The organism is Streptomyces sp. NBC_00996, assembly GCF_045162675.1.
Classification (GTDB): Bacteria; Actinomycetota; Actinomycetes; order Streptomycetales; family Streptomycetaceae; genus Streptomyces.
The window spans coordinates 6,011,042-6,026,570 of sequence record NZ_CP108723.1 but is presented as its reverse complement, the minus strand read 5'-3'; the positions used below and the strand labels follow the sequence as shown (position 1 = coordinate 6,026,570).

Here is a 15,529-nt window from a genome sequence, read left to right as displayed (position 1 = left end):
CACCCGATGTCCTTGGTGAGCCGTTGCAACGTCCCACCGTGTCTGCCAGCCCAGCGGCAGCGGATCGCGCTCCAGGTGGCGCACGCAGACAAAGGTCGGTCGGCCGTGGCGGCTGCTTCGGTTCGAATGCTCTAAGGGCGAGAGGCGAGCGGATTGTGTCAGCGATTCCGGGCGAATTGGCGGTACAAGGTAGCCGGCCTTCTGCTGTACGGCAGGTCCGACGCTGCGGCGGGTGCATGTGTCGCTTGAGCAGGTACAACAACGAGGGGCGCTGCACGGTCTGCAGCCGAAGAACCAGGGGGTCTCTGCCGGTGGATCCGTCAGTTCCTCCGCACGTCTGGCTGGATCTCAATGTCCAAAAAGCATTAGTGGAACGAGATTTCGGTACGCTCTGCCAACTCCTGCGCAAGATAGACGGGTTAAGGCAAGAAGACCTGGCTGCCCTGGTCGGCCTTAGCCAGGCGTTTCTGTCGATGCTGGAGTCCGGAACCCGTCGGCTCACGAACATCGACAAGATCATTGCTCTGCTCGAAGGGCTAGATGTGCCCCCTGAACTGACAGGACCGATGCTACGACCCTTCGACGCGGCCCCAGACGACGAGTAGGCGTAGGCAGATCAAAGCTGCTCAGGTGCACCGTGGAGATATCGCTCGAGTGATATCACCTCCGGGATATGACTTCACGGGGTTTCGGTAGCACCCTCATGGACTGGCCCAGCGAATTATCGGGGCCGCACAGCACAACGTCAGATCCGAGACAGACCGAGCCAGCTATAGGAGATGAGTGCTATGCCAACACCTCGCCGAGCCAAGAATGACCACCTGATCTACGCGGACGTCGTCGACTCGAAGAGCAAGGCAGGGGTCTGGATGGGGGAGCGTGACGCCTTCCAGGCCAAGCAGGCCGAGATCCTGGAAGGGGTCAAGGACAAGACCGACTGGGTCCCGGTCGAGAACGCGATCATGATGGTCAGCACCGAGCCCGCCGGAATCACGTTCATCGCCGCGAACCCGACCCTGCCCGGCGTCATCGTCCTCGCCGACGGCGGCTCCCCGGAGGCCTCGGCGCAGCTGCAGGCCGCGGGCGAGGAACTGGTCCGCAAGGTGATGGCCGAGCGCGGGATCGTCGCCGAGGAAGCCGCGTAACCACAGTGGCCTCCTCACAGCTCCTGTGGGGGAAGTACATCCAGTACGACCGGGACGGGCAGACTGCTCTCCTCGACCCGGTCACGCTGGACAGCGTGTACCTCGACCGCGGGGAGGTCACCGACCTCTCCGCGGTCCCCCCGACCGCGACGCACACAGCTCTCTCCGAGCTCGGCTTCACGCCCGACACCCCCGAGGTCGACCCGCGTGAGGCACTCCATACCCGCCTGAGCAACCTCGGCCTTGATGCGACCCCGGTCAGGATCAGCGGCCTTCGCGTCGTGCTCACCGACCGCTGCAACATGGCATGCAGCTACTGCTTCGTCGACACGAACACCGGCAAGCCGGACATGAGCGAGGACGACCTCGCCGCAGGCCTGACCTACCTGTTCGAGACCAACGCCGGCCAAGACGAGGTAGCCATCCAGTGGTTCGGCGGCGAACCAACAACCCGCTTCGACCTGATGCAATACGGCGACGACCTCGCCGACAAGCTCGCAGCCGAATACGGCGTAAAGCAGGTGCGGCGGACCGTCGTCACCAACGGCGCCCGCCTCACCGACGATATGGCCGAGCACTTCGCCCGCTACCGGTACGGGGTCGGCATCTCCATCGACGGGCCGCCCTCCATCAACTCCGCGCACCGACGACTCCTCGGCGGGCAAGCAGCCGATGACCGCATCCGCCGCAACGTAAGCCGGCTCCTGGAAATCGATGGCATCCACGTGGGCTGCAATCTCACCCCGACACCGGCGAACATCGGCCGCCTGGCTGAGACCGTCACATGGATCATCGAGGAACTCGGGCTGAAGTTCATCTACGCCAACACCCCCATCCCCGCCGGAGGCCGCTGGATCGTCAACGGGGCCGACCTGTCGAAGGAGCTGTACCAGGCGCGGCTTGTTGCCCTGGGGCGTGGCGGGATGATGTTCTCTGTCCTGGACCGCGCCTTCCAGGCACTCGACCGGCGCCGGCCCATGCTGCTGGATCACATGCAGAGCGACCGCACCCTGAACGTGGCGCTGCTGCCAGGCCAGCGGGTCAGTCTGTGCGACATCAACTTCACCGAACCCGAGTTCCTCCACACCCTCGATGAAATCCGCGCTGATACAAGTCTGTTGGGTGGCATCGCCAAGAAGGTGGCGCCTCTGCCGGAGTGCGGCACTTGCCCAGCGTTGGCGATCTGTGGTGGCCCCTCCCGCAATGAGCAGCTGCTGATCGGTGGGGAGCGGCCGGACCCGCAGATGTGCGCGTTCTACACCAGCACGGTCGAGATCGCCGTGTGGGACAGCACGGGGGTGCAGTGAACACCCACACCGCGACCAGGCCGCCCGCACCACGGACTGGCCGGGGGCGGTTTCGGTCGGCGCTGATCAGCACCGCCGGGCATTGCAAGATCGCATGCGGCTTCTGCTTCCGCGCCGACCGAGCCCACGGCTACCTCCCCCTGCCCCTCTACACCCGCAGCCTGTCCCGACTGAAGGAAGCAGGTGCCGAAGAGATCTGCCTCACCGGTGGCGAGCCCGCCCACCACCCAGAGCTGCGGCAACTCGTGCGTCTGGCCCACCAGTTCGGCATGCCGATCTCCGTGGTCACCTCCGCCCGCGCCCCCGAGGACGTGGAACGATTGGAGGAAGTGGCGCACCTGTTGGCCAACGTAACTGTGTCCGCGGACTCAGCTGCCGCGATGAAGCTCGGTCGCACCCACCGCAGCGCCGCCACGGGGATCGCCACCCTCGACAAGCTCAGCGCCACACGGGGCAGGATCTTGCACGTCACCTACTGGCAGCTCACCGATGCCGAGTGCCGCGCCATGCATGATCTGGTTGCCGGAGCGAAAGCGGAGGTCCAATTCAGTCCGGTCATGCTCGATGAAGCCGACCGAACTCGCGCAGGGTGGAGCCTGCCCGACTATCTCGATCAGCAGAGCCAGGACACCGCCCTGTTGGGCACCCGCTTCCGCCTCACGTCGCGCTTCCACCAGCACGTCCAAGACCTCCAGGCCCTGCACCGCGAACCACCTGGGAGGCAACGCTGCCAGGGCCCGTCCCTGTACGTGTCCGCGGGAGGTGAGATCCGCCGCTGCCCCTACGGCACAGCCTCGGTGAGCGTGACCGCCCCCAGGGCGACCATCCGCGACTTCCTCAACGCCGAGCCCCAGGAGTGGACCACCCCGTCCTGCGCGGCCATCTGCCGCGCCGAACCCCCACCTGGGAGCAGCCCATGACGAACCCCATCACCACCCGAGACGAGTTCCTCGACCGCTGGTGCATCCCGCCGAACTTCCCGGTCGACAGCGAACTGATCAGCTTCGACTACAGCTTCCCGCCCGCCGTCGACGTTCTCGCTGCGGTCCGGCAGGACGAAGAAGTACGGTTCACGATCCTCGGTGACGACGACTGGGCCCTCCGCATGGATCGCACCGCCGCTTTCCGCACTGCTCCGATCGACGAGATCGTCACGTGGCCGTTCCGGCTGGTGCACTTCAACCTCACCCGCTTCTACTCCGGCATACTCGCCGGCTTCCAAGAACAGGTCATGATCCCCTGGCGCACCCGGATGTCCGGCTGGGGATACACGTGGCAGCGATGTGCGCCCCTACTCTTTCTGTCCACAGCCGGTGCCGCGTCGACGTATCACAACGACAACTCCCACGGGCTGGTGTGGCAGATCGAGGGCACCAAGACGTTCCACAGCTACCACGACCCCGGCAGCGTCCTGTCCGCCGAGGCTGCTGTTGTTGGCGAGACCACCGCTGAGGAGCCGCCCGAGCACGATCCGGCCGACCGGCTCTCGGTTCGTATGGAGCCGGGCGAAAGGCTGTGGAGTCACGCCTTGACCCCGCACTGGGTGACTACCGAGTCGCCACTCGCGATGAGCGTCACCCTTGCCCACGGCGGGCTCTGCCATCAGGGCCGCTTCTCAGACCGAGAGTTGGCGCTGCGCGCCTACTGGGACAAGCATCCCGACGAAGCGTGGATGCACGATCTCCGCAACGTCCGCTACTGACTGGCCGGAAAGCCGCTCTTGGCCCCAGCAAAGGGTCGTTCCACACTGCGGGCAGGTTCACCAAGGGGGAGGCGGCGTGGCCAAACGGAAGCGTCGACGCACCAAGGCGCAACGGCGGAGCCTCATCCAGCAGCGCGTCACTATCGCGGCCGCGGCGATCGTCGCGATGGTGTTCGTCTTCCTCGAAGTGCCGTGGCTACTGCTGGGGTTGCTGTTAGCGACTGCAGTCGGGGCCGCGGTCTGGGCCCTACGGAGAGTCGATCGCCGCGCACGTGACGGTGACAGGGCCTGGCGCGAGCAGGATCGTCGTATGGCCATGGAGAGATCCATGACGGCAATCGACGCGATGAGCTGGCAGGACTTCGAGCACTACATCGCGGAGCTGTGCCGCAGGGACGGCTGCACCAATGTGCGCGTGGTGGGCGGCTCCGGGGACCTCGCCGCCGACGTCCTCGGTCATATGCCGCACGGCCAGCGGCTCGTCGTCCAGGTCAAGCACTACGCACCGCATCGCACCGTTCCCAGCGGGGACATGCAGAAGTTCGTCGGCATGGCCTTCGCCGAACACCACGCAGACGTAGCCGTGTTCGTCGCCACCTGCGAATACAGCACTGCCGCCCGAACCCTCGCCGCCAAGCACAACATCGTCGCGCTCAACCGGGACCTGTTCGGCTCCTGGAACAACGGTGCCCGCCTGGACTCTCTGCTACCGCTCGGGGGCGCCGGCAGCGGGCCTCCCCGGACGGGCAAGACGGGGCGCGGCACTCGGCCACCAGGACCGAAGCCGACGAAGCGCCGTACACGCGCAGCACGTTGAACAGACCATATTGGGGCGGTCAGCCAGAGTGCTGACCGCCCCAATCGCATGAAGCGACAAGGGTCCTACGGGGTGAGCCGGTTCGGTCCGCGGAACAGGAAGGCGGCCTCGCGGATGGAGTCGAGTCCGAGCATGACCATCAGCACCCGACCCAGGCCCATACCGAGGCCTCCGTGCGGCGGACAGCCGAAGCGGAAAGCGTTCAGGTAGTCCTGCAACGGCTCGGTGCTCATGCCCTTCTCGGCGGCCTGCTTGAGCAGTACGTCGTACCTGTGCTCACGCTGGGCGCCGGTGGTGACCTCCAGGCCCTTCCAAAGCAGGTCGAAGCTCAGCGTCAAGCCCGGGTCACTCTCGGGGCGCATGTGATAAAAGGGGCGAATGCTCGTCGGGTAGTGAGTGACGAACACCCACTCGTGCCCGGTCTGCTCCTTGAAGTGCGCGGAGATGCCCCGCTCGCCCTCCGGGTCCAGGTCCTCCTTCGTGCCCTCCGGGTCCCAGCCGCCCGCCCGCAGGATCTCTTGGGCTTCGGCCATGGTCACCCGAGGAAATGGCATCGTGGGGACCGTGACGTCGACGCCGAAGGTCTCGCGGATCGCCTCACCATGAACGTCGGCGACCTTGGCGATGGCGTGAGTGAGCATCTGCTCCTCGAAGACCATGACGTCCTCGACGCCGTTGATCCAGGCGAGCTCCACATCGACGCCGGTGAACTCCGTCGCATGCCTCGACGTGAACGACGGCTCGGCGCGGAAGACGGGGCCGATCTCGAAGACCTTGTCGATGCCGGCGGAAATCGCCATCTGCTTATAGAACTGCGGGGACTGCGCGAGGAACGCGGAGCGATCGAAGTAGCCGAGCTTGAACACCTCGGCCCCGGACTCGCTCGCCGTTCCCATCAGCTTCGGGGTGTGCATCTCGGTGCAGCCCTGGCTGTAGGCGTACTCGCGCATGCCCTGCTCGAGAGTGGTCTGCACAGCGAACAGGAGCTGCGCCTGCGGACGCATCCGCACGTCGAGGAACCGCCAGTCGAGGCGGTGCTCCAGGCCGGTGTGTTCGTCGATCGGCAGCGGTGTCTCGGCCCGGTTCAGAACCTCGACTTGCTCGGGCACGAGTTCCAGGCCGCCGAGGTTGACGATCGGGTTGTCGACTACGCGGCCGGTGATCCTGACCGCGGACTCGGTGGTGAGGCTCTCCAGGGCGGCTTCGGTGCTGTCGCTCTCGCCGCCACGTTTGTGGGTGACCTGCACCATTCCGGTGTGGTCGCGGACGATGACGAACTGCATCTTGCGCTGCAGCCGAAGGGTGTTCACCCAGCCGCAGACGGAAACGGTCTCGCCAACGTGTTCTCGCAGGTCGGAGACCAATACACGGGGAGTCGTGTGGATCATCTCGGGCCCTCCAGGGGCGTCGTCATGATCCCTTGGGGGCGTGGGCGAGAAGGGGACTCGCGGTGCCACCACGCCTTTGCCGCCACCAGATGGCGACGGCCTCATTCAGGCCCGGTCACGGGGGCTAGCCGGCGGGGCATTGGGCCGAGTCGATCGGCCGTTTCTCCCCGCGCTCGGGAGGGTCTTCACGTGGGGCGCGAGACTGCCTTCACAGCTACCAGCAGCTCTCTCTGCTCGCGGATCCCGTCGCTACTTGTCTCCGTCAACGCGTTGGAACTGAGCATAGCGGTCCAGGAGCGCAGAGCAGCAAGATTTCCCAGTAGGCCATCAGACCCAGTGGCTCAGCTCCTCCGCCGGTCTCGCTGTCCGACCGCCCCAGCCACTGGATATTACTGCTGTAATTTGAGCTCAGTTTCTTGGGCTGTAGTCTGCCCTGCGAGCCAGAACCTATTGGTGCAGTGTAAGTACTTTCTGTCCCCCTTTTAGGGTGATTTCTCGCTGACGCCAGCAAGAATCCGGTAGGGGCATTCCGGCCTGCCGGAGAATTGGCATTCTGAGACGCAATCGCAAATCGGTCGATTGCGGTAAGGCGCGCACGGACTCCACGGGAAGGGATCTGCATGATGGGCGATTCGACCCGCAGTGGCGGCTTAATTGAGGTTGTCTCCACGAGCAGAGCACTCGATCGCAGCGTCAAGTATGTGTTCAAGACGTCAGACAGGGCCACGTTCGAGGCCGTGCAACTCTGGGAGGGGGAACACGAAGCCTATTCCGTCTGTATGTCAGCCCAGGCAGGATGCAATTACGGCTGCAAGCATTGCGCGACGACCTTCGCGACCACTCCTTTCGTCCGGAACCTTCAGCCAGAGGAGATCGTCGCTGCAGTCGAGTCCCTGGAGGACGTACGCAATCATCAAGGCCCACTCGTCTGGGTCGATTTCGCAGGGGTCGGAGATGTCGCCGCCAACTGGGCCCACGTAACCACTGCCGCGAAGACCATCCTGGCTCGCGATCTTGCCCGCTCAGTGAAAGTCACCAGCATCGCCCCGCAATCGTGGGTCAGGACACTCCTAAAGCCCGATTCCTGGCTGCCCGACCGGTTCATGTTCTCCCTGCACGGTGCCACCACAGATCAGAGGCGGCTCGTCATTCCCCGAGCGGACGCCCCATCGGCCGTACTGCCTCTGTGGGCATCCGTCGCGGAACTGCGTCCCGTAGTGCTGAACTATGTCCTGTGTGAGCACAACACCAGGCCGGAGGACGAGGCAGCGTTGCTTGAGCTGCTCACCCCGTACGCCGGCCGTTTCGTCCTTCTGAGGACCTCCAGCCTCAACCCCGTGCAGGGGAGTCCACTCCGGCCAAGCCCGCGGGAAGAGGAATTTATCGACGCGCTCTCCAGCAGCCTGAACGGCTGGATCGTCTCCCACCATCTGTCCGCAGGGCGGGAGACCGCAGCCGCCTGTGGGCAGCTGCGTGCGGAGCTCCTGGACATCGCCTCGCCAGCCAGCCCCCAAAGGCAGTGAGGCGAGCGGCACCCGGACTCGATCTTGGTGAGGGCGACTGTGCCCGCTGAGACTCTGGCGTACGGCCCGGTCGTCTTACACCGATGGCGAACCTCAGATGCTGATGAGCTGTACCGACTGGTGCACGATGCACTTGATCATCTGCGTCCTTGGATGCCCTGGGTGGCGGGGCACAGCCTTGAACGGACCAAAGAGTTCACCGCTCGCTGCGAACGAACCTGGATATCGGGCGGTCCTTATGAGTACGCCATCACATCGAAGGGCGTGATCGTAGGAAGCTGCGGCCTTGTTCGCCTGGCCAACAGCGCCTGGTTGGACTCCGGCTACTGGCTCGCCCCTCCGTACACAGGACGCGGTCTGGCGACTTCTGCGGTCGCCGCGCTGACATGCCAAGCCTTCGAACTCCCCGGCATCGAGGGGGTAGAGATTGACCATGACGTGTTGAACCACGCCAGCCGCGGCATCCCTGAGCGGTTGGGCTTCGCTCGGAGCCATGTGCGAACGAGGGTGCCCCAGGTGCCAGGAGAGAGCGGCGTGCACCAGATCTGGCGGCTTGATCGGGCAGCGTTCATGCGTCGCACCTGGTGAGAGCTTGGACGTCGAGCAGCTCGACGTTGCCCTGACCGTGCCCTCCGGCTTCCGCATGGGCCTCTGGTTGGCGTCGCGCCCGTCGCCTCGACGTCACAGCAGCTCACTCACAACGTCGCACGCCACTCCGCCTCGACGATTCCGTAGGTCAGAGAGTCCCGCCACGCATCATGAACGAATACGTGCTGCCTGATGCGCCCCTCCTCCACGAAGCCAGCGCGCAGCAGAGTCTTCTCCGACACCGTGTTCGCCGGAGACCGCGCAGCCCACACTCGGTGAAGATCCAGTGGGCCGAAGGCGACAGCCAGAACAGCCCGCACTGTCTCTACGCCCAGACCTTGGCCCCACACATCGGGACGCAGAGCAAACCCCAGCGTTGCGGCCCGCTGCTGGTGCGGGTCCATGGCGAGACGGGCGAAGCCGATCAGACCACCAGTCTCCTGAGAGCCAGCCAGCGCGAACTCCGTGCGGGGCTCAGCACCGGACGCGGCGATCGCCCCCCTGACGAGAGCCTCAACCTGCTCGCGGGTTCGAGGCTCGAAGGACAGGTGCCGGGTCGCCTCCGGATCACCGTAGATCGCCAGGACGCCGTCGACGTCGTCCACGGTGAGTTCCCGAAGAGACAGTCGTGGGGTGGAGTGCTGGACCGGATACATGGCTGGGGACTCTACTCGGCGCCCCTATCCGGGCAACCACTACGAGAAGTTGTACAACGCGAAGTCCGTCACTGGGCGGTATCCGATCCGCTGGTACAGGCCGTTGCTGGTGGGGTTGGCCAGGTCTGCGAACAGCACAACCTCCGTCGCGCCTGCGGCCAGCGCGGCCCGGCTCACCTCGGCTGTCGCGGCGCCCCCGTAGCCGTGACCGCGTAGGTGGGCCGGGGTGTAAACGGGGGCGACGCGGATCTGGCCTGCAACCATCGGGGTCATGCCCGCCATGGAGACGGGGGTGCCGTCCGGGGTCTCCCAGAACGTGACGCGTCCGTGGGTGATGCGCGTGTCGGCCCAGGAGCTGGCATCCACGGAGGCGGATCCGCCGATGGCAGCGACAAACTCGCGGTACCAGAGCATGAGTTGTTCGCGGTCCTGCTCGCCCACGACTCGACCCCGGCCCTGCGGGAGTGGCTCCGGTGGGGTGAGTGTGTGGAGGCGGTACAGACGCTCCCGCTCGTGGAGCATCGCTGTCGCGCCCGTGTGCCGCTGCCAAGCCTCGGCGAAGGCGGTGGCGGTGTCGTGGTCCGCAATGACGCCGGGGAGCGGGCGGCCGAGGCCAGCCAGGTGGGCGGCGAGGCTGTCGGCCTCCTCGGGAGTGAGAGGGGTGAGGTTCAGGCGGCGGGGTGGGGTGTGGAAGAGAGTGGCGCGGACCTCGCCAGCCCGCTCCAGCCGACCGAAGATGGGGGCGTCGGTGCCGTACGCGTCTGCCCCCCGCGTACGCAGTGCCTCGGTCACTGTCAGGGGGAGGGTGTGCAGGGCTGGGCGCGAGTGCAGGAAGTCTGCTGCACGGTCTAGGAAGCTGTCGACGTCATCGGTGAGGTGCCAGTCATCCGGGCGCATGCCTCATGATCCCGCGCCTTCACAGACTGCGCTCCTGAATTTCCGGCGGGACGGGACAGCGGCAGTTCAGGGCTACGCAGTTCACTTCCCCGGCGTGAGTACCTCGCCGGGCACCCACTTCCTCAGGGCATCAGGAACGACCACGGTGCCGTCGGGCCGTTGATACTGCTCGAGGATCGCAGGCAGCAGTCGGCTGGTTGCGAGTCCCGACGCGTTCAGGGTGTGCACGAAAGCCGACCTTCCTTGGCGCGGCCGGTATCGGATGTTGCCTCGCCGGGCTTGGTAGTCACGGGCGTTCGATACCGAGCTGACTTCGACGTACGTGCCGAGGCTCGGCAGCCACACCTCGACGTCGAAGGTCTTGGCCATAGCGGCGCTCGTGTCTTCGGCAGCCAGGCGCGTAACGCGGTAGTGCAGGCCAAGGCCGCTAACCAACTGTTCGGCCCTGCCGAGGAGTTCTTCGTGCGCCGCCTGCGAGTCCTCGGGGCGTGTGAACTGGAACAGCTCCACCTTGTTGAACTGGTGACCGCGTAGAGTTCCCCGCTCGGCCGTGCGATAGCCGCCTACCTCCTTGCGGTAGCACGGCGTGTAGGCGAAATACCGCTTGGGCAGCTCGGCCTCCGGCAAGGTCTCATCTCGGTGCAGGTTCACCAACGCGGTCTCCGCCGTCGGAAGCAAGAACTGTGCCGGGCCGTTCTCGCCCTGCTCCAGAGTGAGTACTTCGTCCGTGAACTTCGGGAACTGCCCCGCGGTGTACCCGGCCTCGTAGGTGAGGATGTGCGGCGGCAGCAGAAACTCGTAGCCGTCCCGCACGTGGGCCTCGACGAAGTAGTTCAGCAGCGCCCACTCCAGCAGCGCGCCGTTGCCGCGATAGATCCAAAAGCCGCTGCCGCCGAGCTTCGTCCCCCTCTGGTAGTCGATGAGCCCAAGTTTGTCAGCGAGATCGACGTGGTCCTCCGGCTGAAAGCCGAACCGGGGCGGCTGCCCAACGAGTCGGATGACCTCGTTGTGCTCCTTACCGCCGGCGGGCACATCGTCATCGGGGAGGTTCGGCAAGGGGTCGAGGAACGCACGATGGGCCTGTTCCAGTTCGGCCAGCCCACGTTCGGCGGCGGTCAGGCGCTCGGCGATGGTCTTGGCCTCTGCACGCAGATCCTCCACGGCTTCGCCCGCACGTTGTAGCTGAGCGATCTTCCCCGAGATCGCCTTCCGATCTCTGCGCAACTGCTCCACGTCGTTGAGCGCCTGCCGCAGAGCCTGGTCCAGGCGGAGGAAGGCGTCTGTGTCGATGTGCACGGCCCGCTTGGCCAGCGCCTTCCGTACGTACTCGGGGTCTTTGCGGATGAGAGTGACGTCCAGCATGGCTGGTGCTCCGTTCGATCAGCCCGTCATGGGCGTGATCCCTTGGGAGCGCGGGCGAGAAGGGGCAACTCGCGGTGCCACCGCGCCTTCACCACCACAGCCTGTGGCGGTCTCGTTCAGACCCGGTGACGGGGGTCGACCGGCGAGGCATTGGACCACTCCCAGCGGCCGTTCCTCCTCGCACTCAGGAGGGGATTCACCCCAAGGAGCGAGGCCGCCTTCACAGCATTCGGCGGCTCTCTCGACTCGCGTAACCCCGGGCTACTCATCTCCGTCATCGCGTTACGCCTGAGACTAGGGCGCGCTGCCGCCCCTCAGCCAACGAATTTCACCTCACGGCACAGCTCGGCACTGCCCCGACCAGCCCCCCGCTTGTCATCCAGGCCTCGTGTACGAGCCGACGATATCCACGGTGATCACGGAGCGCAGGAATCGAAGGCGGCGCGGTCTCCTTCCTTCGGGCTCGGCTCGCAAGCCTCCACTTCATGGCGCCGCCACGCAAAGCCCCTCAGGGAATCGAGCGTCTGCCCTGAGGGCGGACGTGCAACGGTCTGGCTCCTCGTAGACCCGTTGGTGTAGCCGGACAAAGTGTCCGGCCCGTTCTAGGCCCGATAGCGGATGTTGAGCACGGCACGGCAGCCCGAATTGGAGGGCCTGCTCGGCAGCTAACGTGGATGACGGACCAACCGTCGGGGAGGCAGCGCGCATGCGTGGTCTTGGGGATCACCTCAGCATCGGCGAGCGGATCGCGTTCTACCGCGAGCGCCGGGGCTACACGCAGCCTGTGCTCGCCGGGCTCGTCGGGCACAGCACCGACTGGCTGTCGAAGATCGAGCGAGGTGTACGCAAGCCGCCACGGATCGACAAACTGGCCGAACTCGCCCGTGTACTGCGGGTGCCCCTCGGCGACTTGATGGGGCAACCCGTCCTCCTGGAAGACGGGGAGAAGCACATGGACGACGTGCCGGCCGTCCGCGATGCGCTGATGAGCCCTCGGCGTCTGTCCAAGCTGCTGTTCGGTCGTACGGCGGAGCGGCAGTTGCCTCAGCCGGATCAGGCGCAGGTCTTCGTCGAACGCAGCTGGGGCGACTACCAAGCCGGCGTTCTTGGGGACGTCATCGCCGCCCTGCCAGGGCTGCTCAGGACTGCCCAGGAGCTGGAAGACCTTCCGAGTGGCGATCAGCGCCGACTCGGCCTCGCCGTCTCGGCTCGTACGCATCACCTGGCGGCGACCACTCTCGCCAAGGTCGGCGAGTCCGACCTGTCGTGGCTCGCGGCCGAGCGCGCCATGCGGGCCGCCGACGAATCCGAGGACCCTCTGTCCCTCGTCTCCGCTGCCCGCTCCGGCACGCACGCACTGCTGGCCAACGGGCGCTACTCGGATGCCCTCGAACTGGGAGATACCGCGGCAGCCTGGCTCTCGGGTCAGGTCCGTGACGACGACCCGGCCGCCTTGAGCCTGCTCGGCATGATTCATCTGCGAGCCGCCGTGGCCGCCGCACGTCACCAGGATCGCCACACCGCCAACTCCCTGCTGGGAAAGGCACAGCGGCTCGCCGACCGGCTCGGCTCCGACGAGAACCACTGGCAGACGTGCTTCGGTCCCACGAACGTCGAGCTGCACCGCCTGTCGATCGAGCTTGACCTGGAGAACATCCCGTACGTCGTCGAGCACGGCGACATCAACGTCTCCCACATGCCGGCAGAACGCGCCGTGTCCCATCGCATCGACTACGCCCGCGCCCTCTGCCTCAGCGGTCGCGTCGACGAGTCATTCAGCGAGCTGCGGGAGGCCGAACGCACCTCGCCGCAGCTCGTACGGAACAATCCACGCGTACGTGAGACCCTTCGAGACCTGAGGAAACAGTCCCCGGTCACGGGCGGCAGCCGCTCGTCCGAGCTGCTGGCCATGGCCCAACGATGCAGGGCGGTGCAGTGAGTTCGATGCGAGGCAAGGTGCTGGGCGTCGTGGGATCGAGCGCCGGCGGGGTCGAGGAACTGCGTACAGGGCTCGTGGTCCCGGCGCTCGAACGGGGCTGGACGGTCGCGGTCACGCTCACACCGACCGCGGGTCAGTGGCTCCGCGCCAGCGGGCAGACCGCAGAACTCGAAGGGCTGACCGGCCTTCCCGTACGGGCCGAACCGCGTCTGCCGGGTGACGCCCGGCCGCATCCGCCAGTCGACTGCTACGTCGTCGCCCCGGCGAGCGCCAACACCGTCGCCAAACTCGCCCTGGGAATCTCAGACAACCAGGCGTTGACACAGGTCAACGAGGCCATCGGGACACAGGACCTCCCTGTAGTCGTCTGGCCCCGGGTGAACGCCGCGCATACCCGCCACCCCGCATGGGAGGGACACATCAAAGCCCTTCACGATTCGGGGGTGCGGTTGATCCACGGAGACGAGGTGTGGCCGCTCGCCGAGCCGCGTGCAGGGATGCCGGGGCGCCGATACCCGTGGGAAGCCGTACTCGATGAGGCTGGCAGGATCATTTCCTGACTATTCATCAATACTGCGAAAAACAAGAGGAATTGGACCCGGACAGTCTGTCCGGGTCCTTCGTCATGACCGGCGCCAACCTGAGGGCATCACGGACTAACGGAGGCAACCGGTGCCCGATCAGGGATTGAACACGGCACTTTCCGGCGCGAAGGCCTGGGGCGACGCATCCAGGAGTTGCCCGCGCGCACGCACGGATGGGATGGCCGGCAGTGACTACTCGTCTCGACGCCCGTCCGAGGCCGCCCTACCGCCGTCAGACACGGAACGCATCGTCGCAGACACTCTCACACCTGCTGGCATCACCCGGCTCTGCAGCCTCTGCCGATGCCGCCTGAGTCGGTACAACGGGGAAGACCTGTGCGCCGGTTGCAGCCGCGACAACCGGCACCAGACAGGGACCGCGCCCAGCGTCCCCATGGACATCTGGCAGTTACCCGATGTCCGACAAGCCTTGGTCAACCGCGAATTCGGACGCATGTGCCAGTTGATCCGACAGCACGGTGGGATCCGCCAAGACGACATCGCTGCAATCACCGGCTTGAGCCAAGCCTTCCTGTCGATGCTCGAGTCCGGAGCCCGCAAGCTGACCAACATCGACAAGATCATTCAACTGCTGGATGGCCTGCAAGCTCCACCAGAACTCACCGGACCGATGCTGCGGCCCAGCATCAACCACCAGCCTCGCGGCTCCGCGCCGACGGCTCTCTCGCGGCGCTGACCTCGCAGCCGCCGCCGCCTCCGAAGACAGCACCTCACCGCCCGGAACCGCGCAGCCAAAACAGCGTCATAGCACTCAACCGGGATCTATCCGGTTCCGAAGCTTCACTTGCCCAAACCGCGCCGGATGGCGACCTCCACGGGCGAATAGCGTCCATCCGGGCGGTCGAGCCGATACTGCTCAGCCGGGTAAAGCGGCGGCTGCGCCAGGAACCGCGGGGACATCCCGCGGTGAGGCTGGGCGGCGTGCACCAGAAACGGGTGGCACAGGTAGACGTCGCCCGCCTCGCCCGTGGCCAGGACCTGCGGTAGGCCTGCGGTCGCCTCGAACAGGCCCGCAGCGGCAAGCTCACCAGTGCTCATCCCTTCCTCCCCGGCGGCCTCCAGGCGTGAGGGGACGTCCAGGTGCGAGCCCACGCGGATCCGCGTGGGAGCGTCGTGCTCCGCGGTGTCGGAGAAGAGGAACAGCATGAGCAAGGCACGACCGCGCGAGCGGACATTCACCCACGGAGGGCCACTCTTCTGCTCCTCGGGGTGGTAGCTGCCGTCGATGTGCCACCCGTCGTCACCGGGGCTGCGGGGGTGGGGGAATCGAATCGGGATTGACCCGATGCTGGTGCGCGGTATCCATCTGCCCGACCCCGCGAGCTGGTCGAATGCCCGCAGGAGTCGGGGAGTGTTCGCAGCAGTACGGAACGGTTCCTGAGCGCAGGAGCCCAGCCGGATCACCGGCTCGGTCCACGTCGCAGGATCGTCCGGGTCGCATCCCGTCTCCTGCCAGCAAATGGCACGGCACTCAGCCGCCACGTCGGCAGGGAATGCTTCGTCCACCCGGACGAAGCCGTTGTCAACGAACTCCTTCACCTGCGTTACGGAAAGTCCTCTACTGGACATGCCCGTCCTTCTCGATGGGAGTAACTACCCT

16 protein-coding genes are annotated in these 15,529 nt (G+C 65.9%); 11 read left to right on the top strand and 5 right to left on the bottom strand.

Features of this window, described 5'->3' with window-relative positions:
* Nucleotides 1-311: 311 nt before the first annotated feature.
* The 6 genes from OG390_RS28325 to OG390_RS28300 all read left to right on the top strand — a co-directional run bounded on the left by OG390_RS28325 (nucleotide 312) and on the right by OG390_RS28300 (nucleotide 4,971).
* On the top strand, nucleotides 312-605 hold the full coding sequence (locus OG390_RS28325) for a helix-turn-helix domain-containing protein (RefSeq protein ID WP_406172204.1): 294 nt from the start codon (nucleotides 312-314) through the stop codon (nucleotides 603-605).
* Nucleotides 606-788: 183 nt separating this feature from the next.
* Nucleotides 789-1,145 (top strand): hypothetical protein, encoded by a 357-nt coding sequence (locus tag OG390_RS28320; RefSeq protein WP_362758371.1) that lies wholly within the window; start codon nucleotides 789-791, stop codon nucleotides 1,143-1,145.
* Nucleotides 1,146-1,150: 5 nt separating this feature from the next.
* Nucleotides 1,151-2,452: a radical SAM protein gene (locus tag OG390_RS28315; protein ID WP_406172202.1), complete on the top strand. Its 1,302-nt coding sequence runs from the start codon at nucleotides 1,151-1,153 to the stop codon at nucleotides 2,450-2,452.
* On the top strand, nucleotides 2,449-3,372 hold the full coding sequence (locus OG390_RS28310) for a radical SAM protein (RefSeq protein WP_406172200.1): 924 nt from the start codon (nucleotides 2,449-2,451) through the stop codon (nucleotides 3,370-3,372). Before OG390_RS28315 ends, OG390_RS28310 begins: the two co-directional genes overlap by 4 nt.
* Nucleotides 3,369-4,154: a hypothetical protein gene (locus OG390_RS28305; RefSeq protein WP_362758365.1), complete on the top strand. Its 786-nt coding sequence runs from the start codon at nucleotides 3,369-3,371 to the stop codon at nucleotides 4,152-4,154. Before OG390_RS28310 ends, OG390_RS28305 begins: the two co-directional genes overlap by 4 nt.
* Before the next feature lie 328 nt (nucleotides 4,155-4,482).
* Nucleotides 4,483-4,971: a restriction endonuclease gene (locus tag OG390_RS28300; RefSeq protein WP_406172198.1), complete on the top strand. Its 489-nt coding sequence runs from the start codon at nucleotides 4,483-4,485 to the stop codon at nucleotides 4,969-4,971.
* A 65-nt stretch (nucleotides 4,972-5,036) separates the two neighbouring features.
* On the opposite strand, the gene aspS is transcribed toward OG390_RS28300, so the two are convergent.
* Nucleotides 5,037-6,359 carry an aspartate--tRNA(Asn) ligase gene (gene aspS, locus OG390_RS28295; RefSeq protein WP_406172196.1) on the bottom strand — a complete coding sequence of 441 codons (1,323 nt, stop codon included), beginning with the start codon at nucleotides 6,357-6,359 and terminating at the stop codon, nucleotides 5,037-5,039.
* A gap of 620 nt (nucleotides 6,360-6,979) precedes the next feature.
* Between aspS and OG390_RS28290 the strand changes: the two genes are divergently transcribed.
* Both OG390_RS28290 and OG390_RS28285 read left to right on the top strand, forming a co-directional pair.
* A complete protein-coding gene (locus OG390_RS28290; RefSeq protein WP_406172194.1) occupies nucleotides 6,980-7,882 on the top strand; it encodes a hypothetical protein in 903 nt (300 codons plus the stop codon).
* Between the two features lie 27 nt (nucleotides 7,883-7,909).
* On the top strand, nucleotides 7,910-8,470 hold the full coding sequence (locus OG390_RS28285) for a GNAT family N-acetyltransferase (RefSeq protein WP_406172192.1): 561 nt from the start codon (nucleotides 7,910-7,912) through the stop codon (nucleotides 8,468-8,470).
* 107 nt (nucleotides 8,471-8,577) lie between these two features.
* Here the strand turns inward: OG390_RS28285 and OG390_RS28280 are convergent, their stop codons facing one another.
* From OG390_RS28280 to serS, 3 genes are all read right to left on the bottom strand, one after another.
* The gene (locus tag OG390_RS28280; protein ID WP_406172190.1) at nucleotides 8,578-9,126 is read right to left on the bottom strand and encodes a GNAT family N-acetyltransferase; all 549 of its coding nucleotides are present in this window, start codon (nucleotides 9,124-9,126) and stop codon (nucleotides 8,578-8,580) included.
* Nucleotides 9,127-9,165: 39 nt separating this feature from the next.
* Nucleotides 9,166-10,023, bottom strand: coding sequence for a GNAT family N-acetyltransferase (locus OG390_RS28275; RefSeq protein WP_406172188.1), 858 nt, complete (start codon nucleotides 10,021-10,023; stop codon nucleotides 9,166-9,168).
* Nucleotides 10,024-10,104: 81 nt separating this feature from the next.
* Nucleotides 10,105-11,385, bottom strand: coding sequence for a serine--tRNA ligase (serS, locus tag OG390_RS28270; RefSeq protein WP_406172186.1), 1,281 nt, complete (start codon nucleotides 11,383-11,385; stop codon nucleotides 10,105-10,107).
* A gap of 706 nt (nucleotides 11,386-12,091) precedes the next feature.
* On the opposite strand from serS, the gene OG390_RS28265 reads away from it, so the two are divergent.
* The 3 genes from OG390_RS28265 to OG390_RS28255 all read left to right on the top strand — a co-directional run bounded on the left by OG390_RS28265 (nucleotide 12,092) and on the right by OG390_RS28255 (nucleotide 14,605).
* Nucleotides 12,092-13,324 (top strand): helix-turn-helix domain-containing protein, encoded by a 1,233-nt coding sequence (locus OG390_RS28265; protein WP_406172184.1) that lies wholly within the window; start codon nucleotides 12,092-12,094, stop codon nucleotides 13,322-13,324.
* A gap of 5 nt (nucleotides 13,325-13,329) precedes the next feature.
* Nucleotides 13,330-13,884 (top strand): flavoprotein, encoded by a 555-nt coding sequence (locus tag OG390_RS28260; RefSeq protein ID WP_406177885.1) that lies wholly within the window; start codon nucleotides 13,330-13,332, stop codon nucleotides 13,882-13,884.
* Nucleotides 13,885-14,302: 418 nt separating this feature from the next.
* Entirely contained in the window at nucleotides 14,303-14,605 is a 303-nt protein-coding gene (locus tag OG390_RS28255) for a helix-turn-helix domain-containing protein (RefSeq protein ID WP_406172182.1), read from the top strand.
* Between the two features lie 104 nt (nucleotides 14,606-14,709).
* On the opposite strand, the gene OG390_RS28250 is transcribed toward OG390_RS28255, so the two are convergent.
* Nucleotides 14,710-15,498 carry a phytanoyl-CoA dioxygenase family protein gene (locus OG390_RS28250; RefSeq protein ID WP_406172180.1) on the bottom strand — a complete coding sequence of 263 codons (789 nt, stop codon included), beginning with the start codon at nucleotides 15,496-15,498 and terminating at the stop codon, nucleotides 14,710-14,712.
* Nucleotides 15,499-15,529: the final 31 nt, after the last annotated feature.

Coding starts and splice junctions, on each gene's coding strand:
- OG390_RS28320 (WP_362758371.1), top strand. CDS start 789: ATGCCAACACCTCGCCGAGCCAAGAATGACCACCTGATCTACGCGGAC.
- OG390_RS28305 (WP_362758365.1), top strand. CDS start 3,369: ATGACGAACCCCATCACCACCCGAGACGAGTTCCTCGACCGCTGGTGC.
- OG390_RS28300 (WP_406172198.1), top strand. CDS start 4,483: ATGACGGCAATCGACGCGATGAGCTGGCAGGACTTCGAGCACTACATC.
- aspS (WP_406172196.1), bottom strand. CDS start 6,359: ATGATCCACACGACTCCCCGTGTATTGGTCTCCGACCTGCGAGAACAC.
- OG390_RS28290 (WP_406172194.1), top strand. CDS start 6,980: ATGATGGGCGATTCGACCCGCAGTGGCGGCTTAATTGAGGTTGTCTCC.
- OG390_RS28280 (WP_406172190.1), bottom strand. CDS start 9,126: ATGTATCCGGTCCAGCACTCCACCCCACGACTGTCTCTTCGGGAACTC.
- OG390_RS28275 (WP_406172188.1), bottom strand. CDS start 10,023: ATGCGCCCGGATGACTGGCACCTCACCGATGACGTCGACAGCTTCCTA.
- serS (WP_406172186.1), bottom strand. CDS start 11,385: ATGCTGGACGTCACTCTCATCCGCAAAGACCCCGAGTACGTACGGAAG.
- OG390_RS28265 (WP_406172184.1), top strand. CDS start 12,092: ATGCGTGGTCTTGGGGATCACCTCAGCATCGGCGAGCGGATCGCGTTC.
- OG390_RS28260 (WP_406177885.1), top strand. CDS start 13,330: ATGCGAGGCAAGGTGCTGGGCGTCGTGGGATCGAGCGCCGGCGGGGTC.
- OG390_RS28255 (WP_406172182.1), top strand. CDS start 14,303: ATGGACATCTGGCAGTTACCCGATGTCCGACAAGCCTTGGTCAACCGC.
- OG390_RS28250 (WP_406172180.1), bottom strand. CDS start 15,498: ATGTCCAGTAGAGGACTTTCCGTAACGCAGGTGAAGGAGTTCGTTGAC.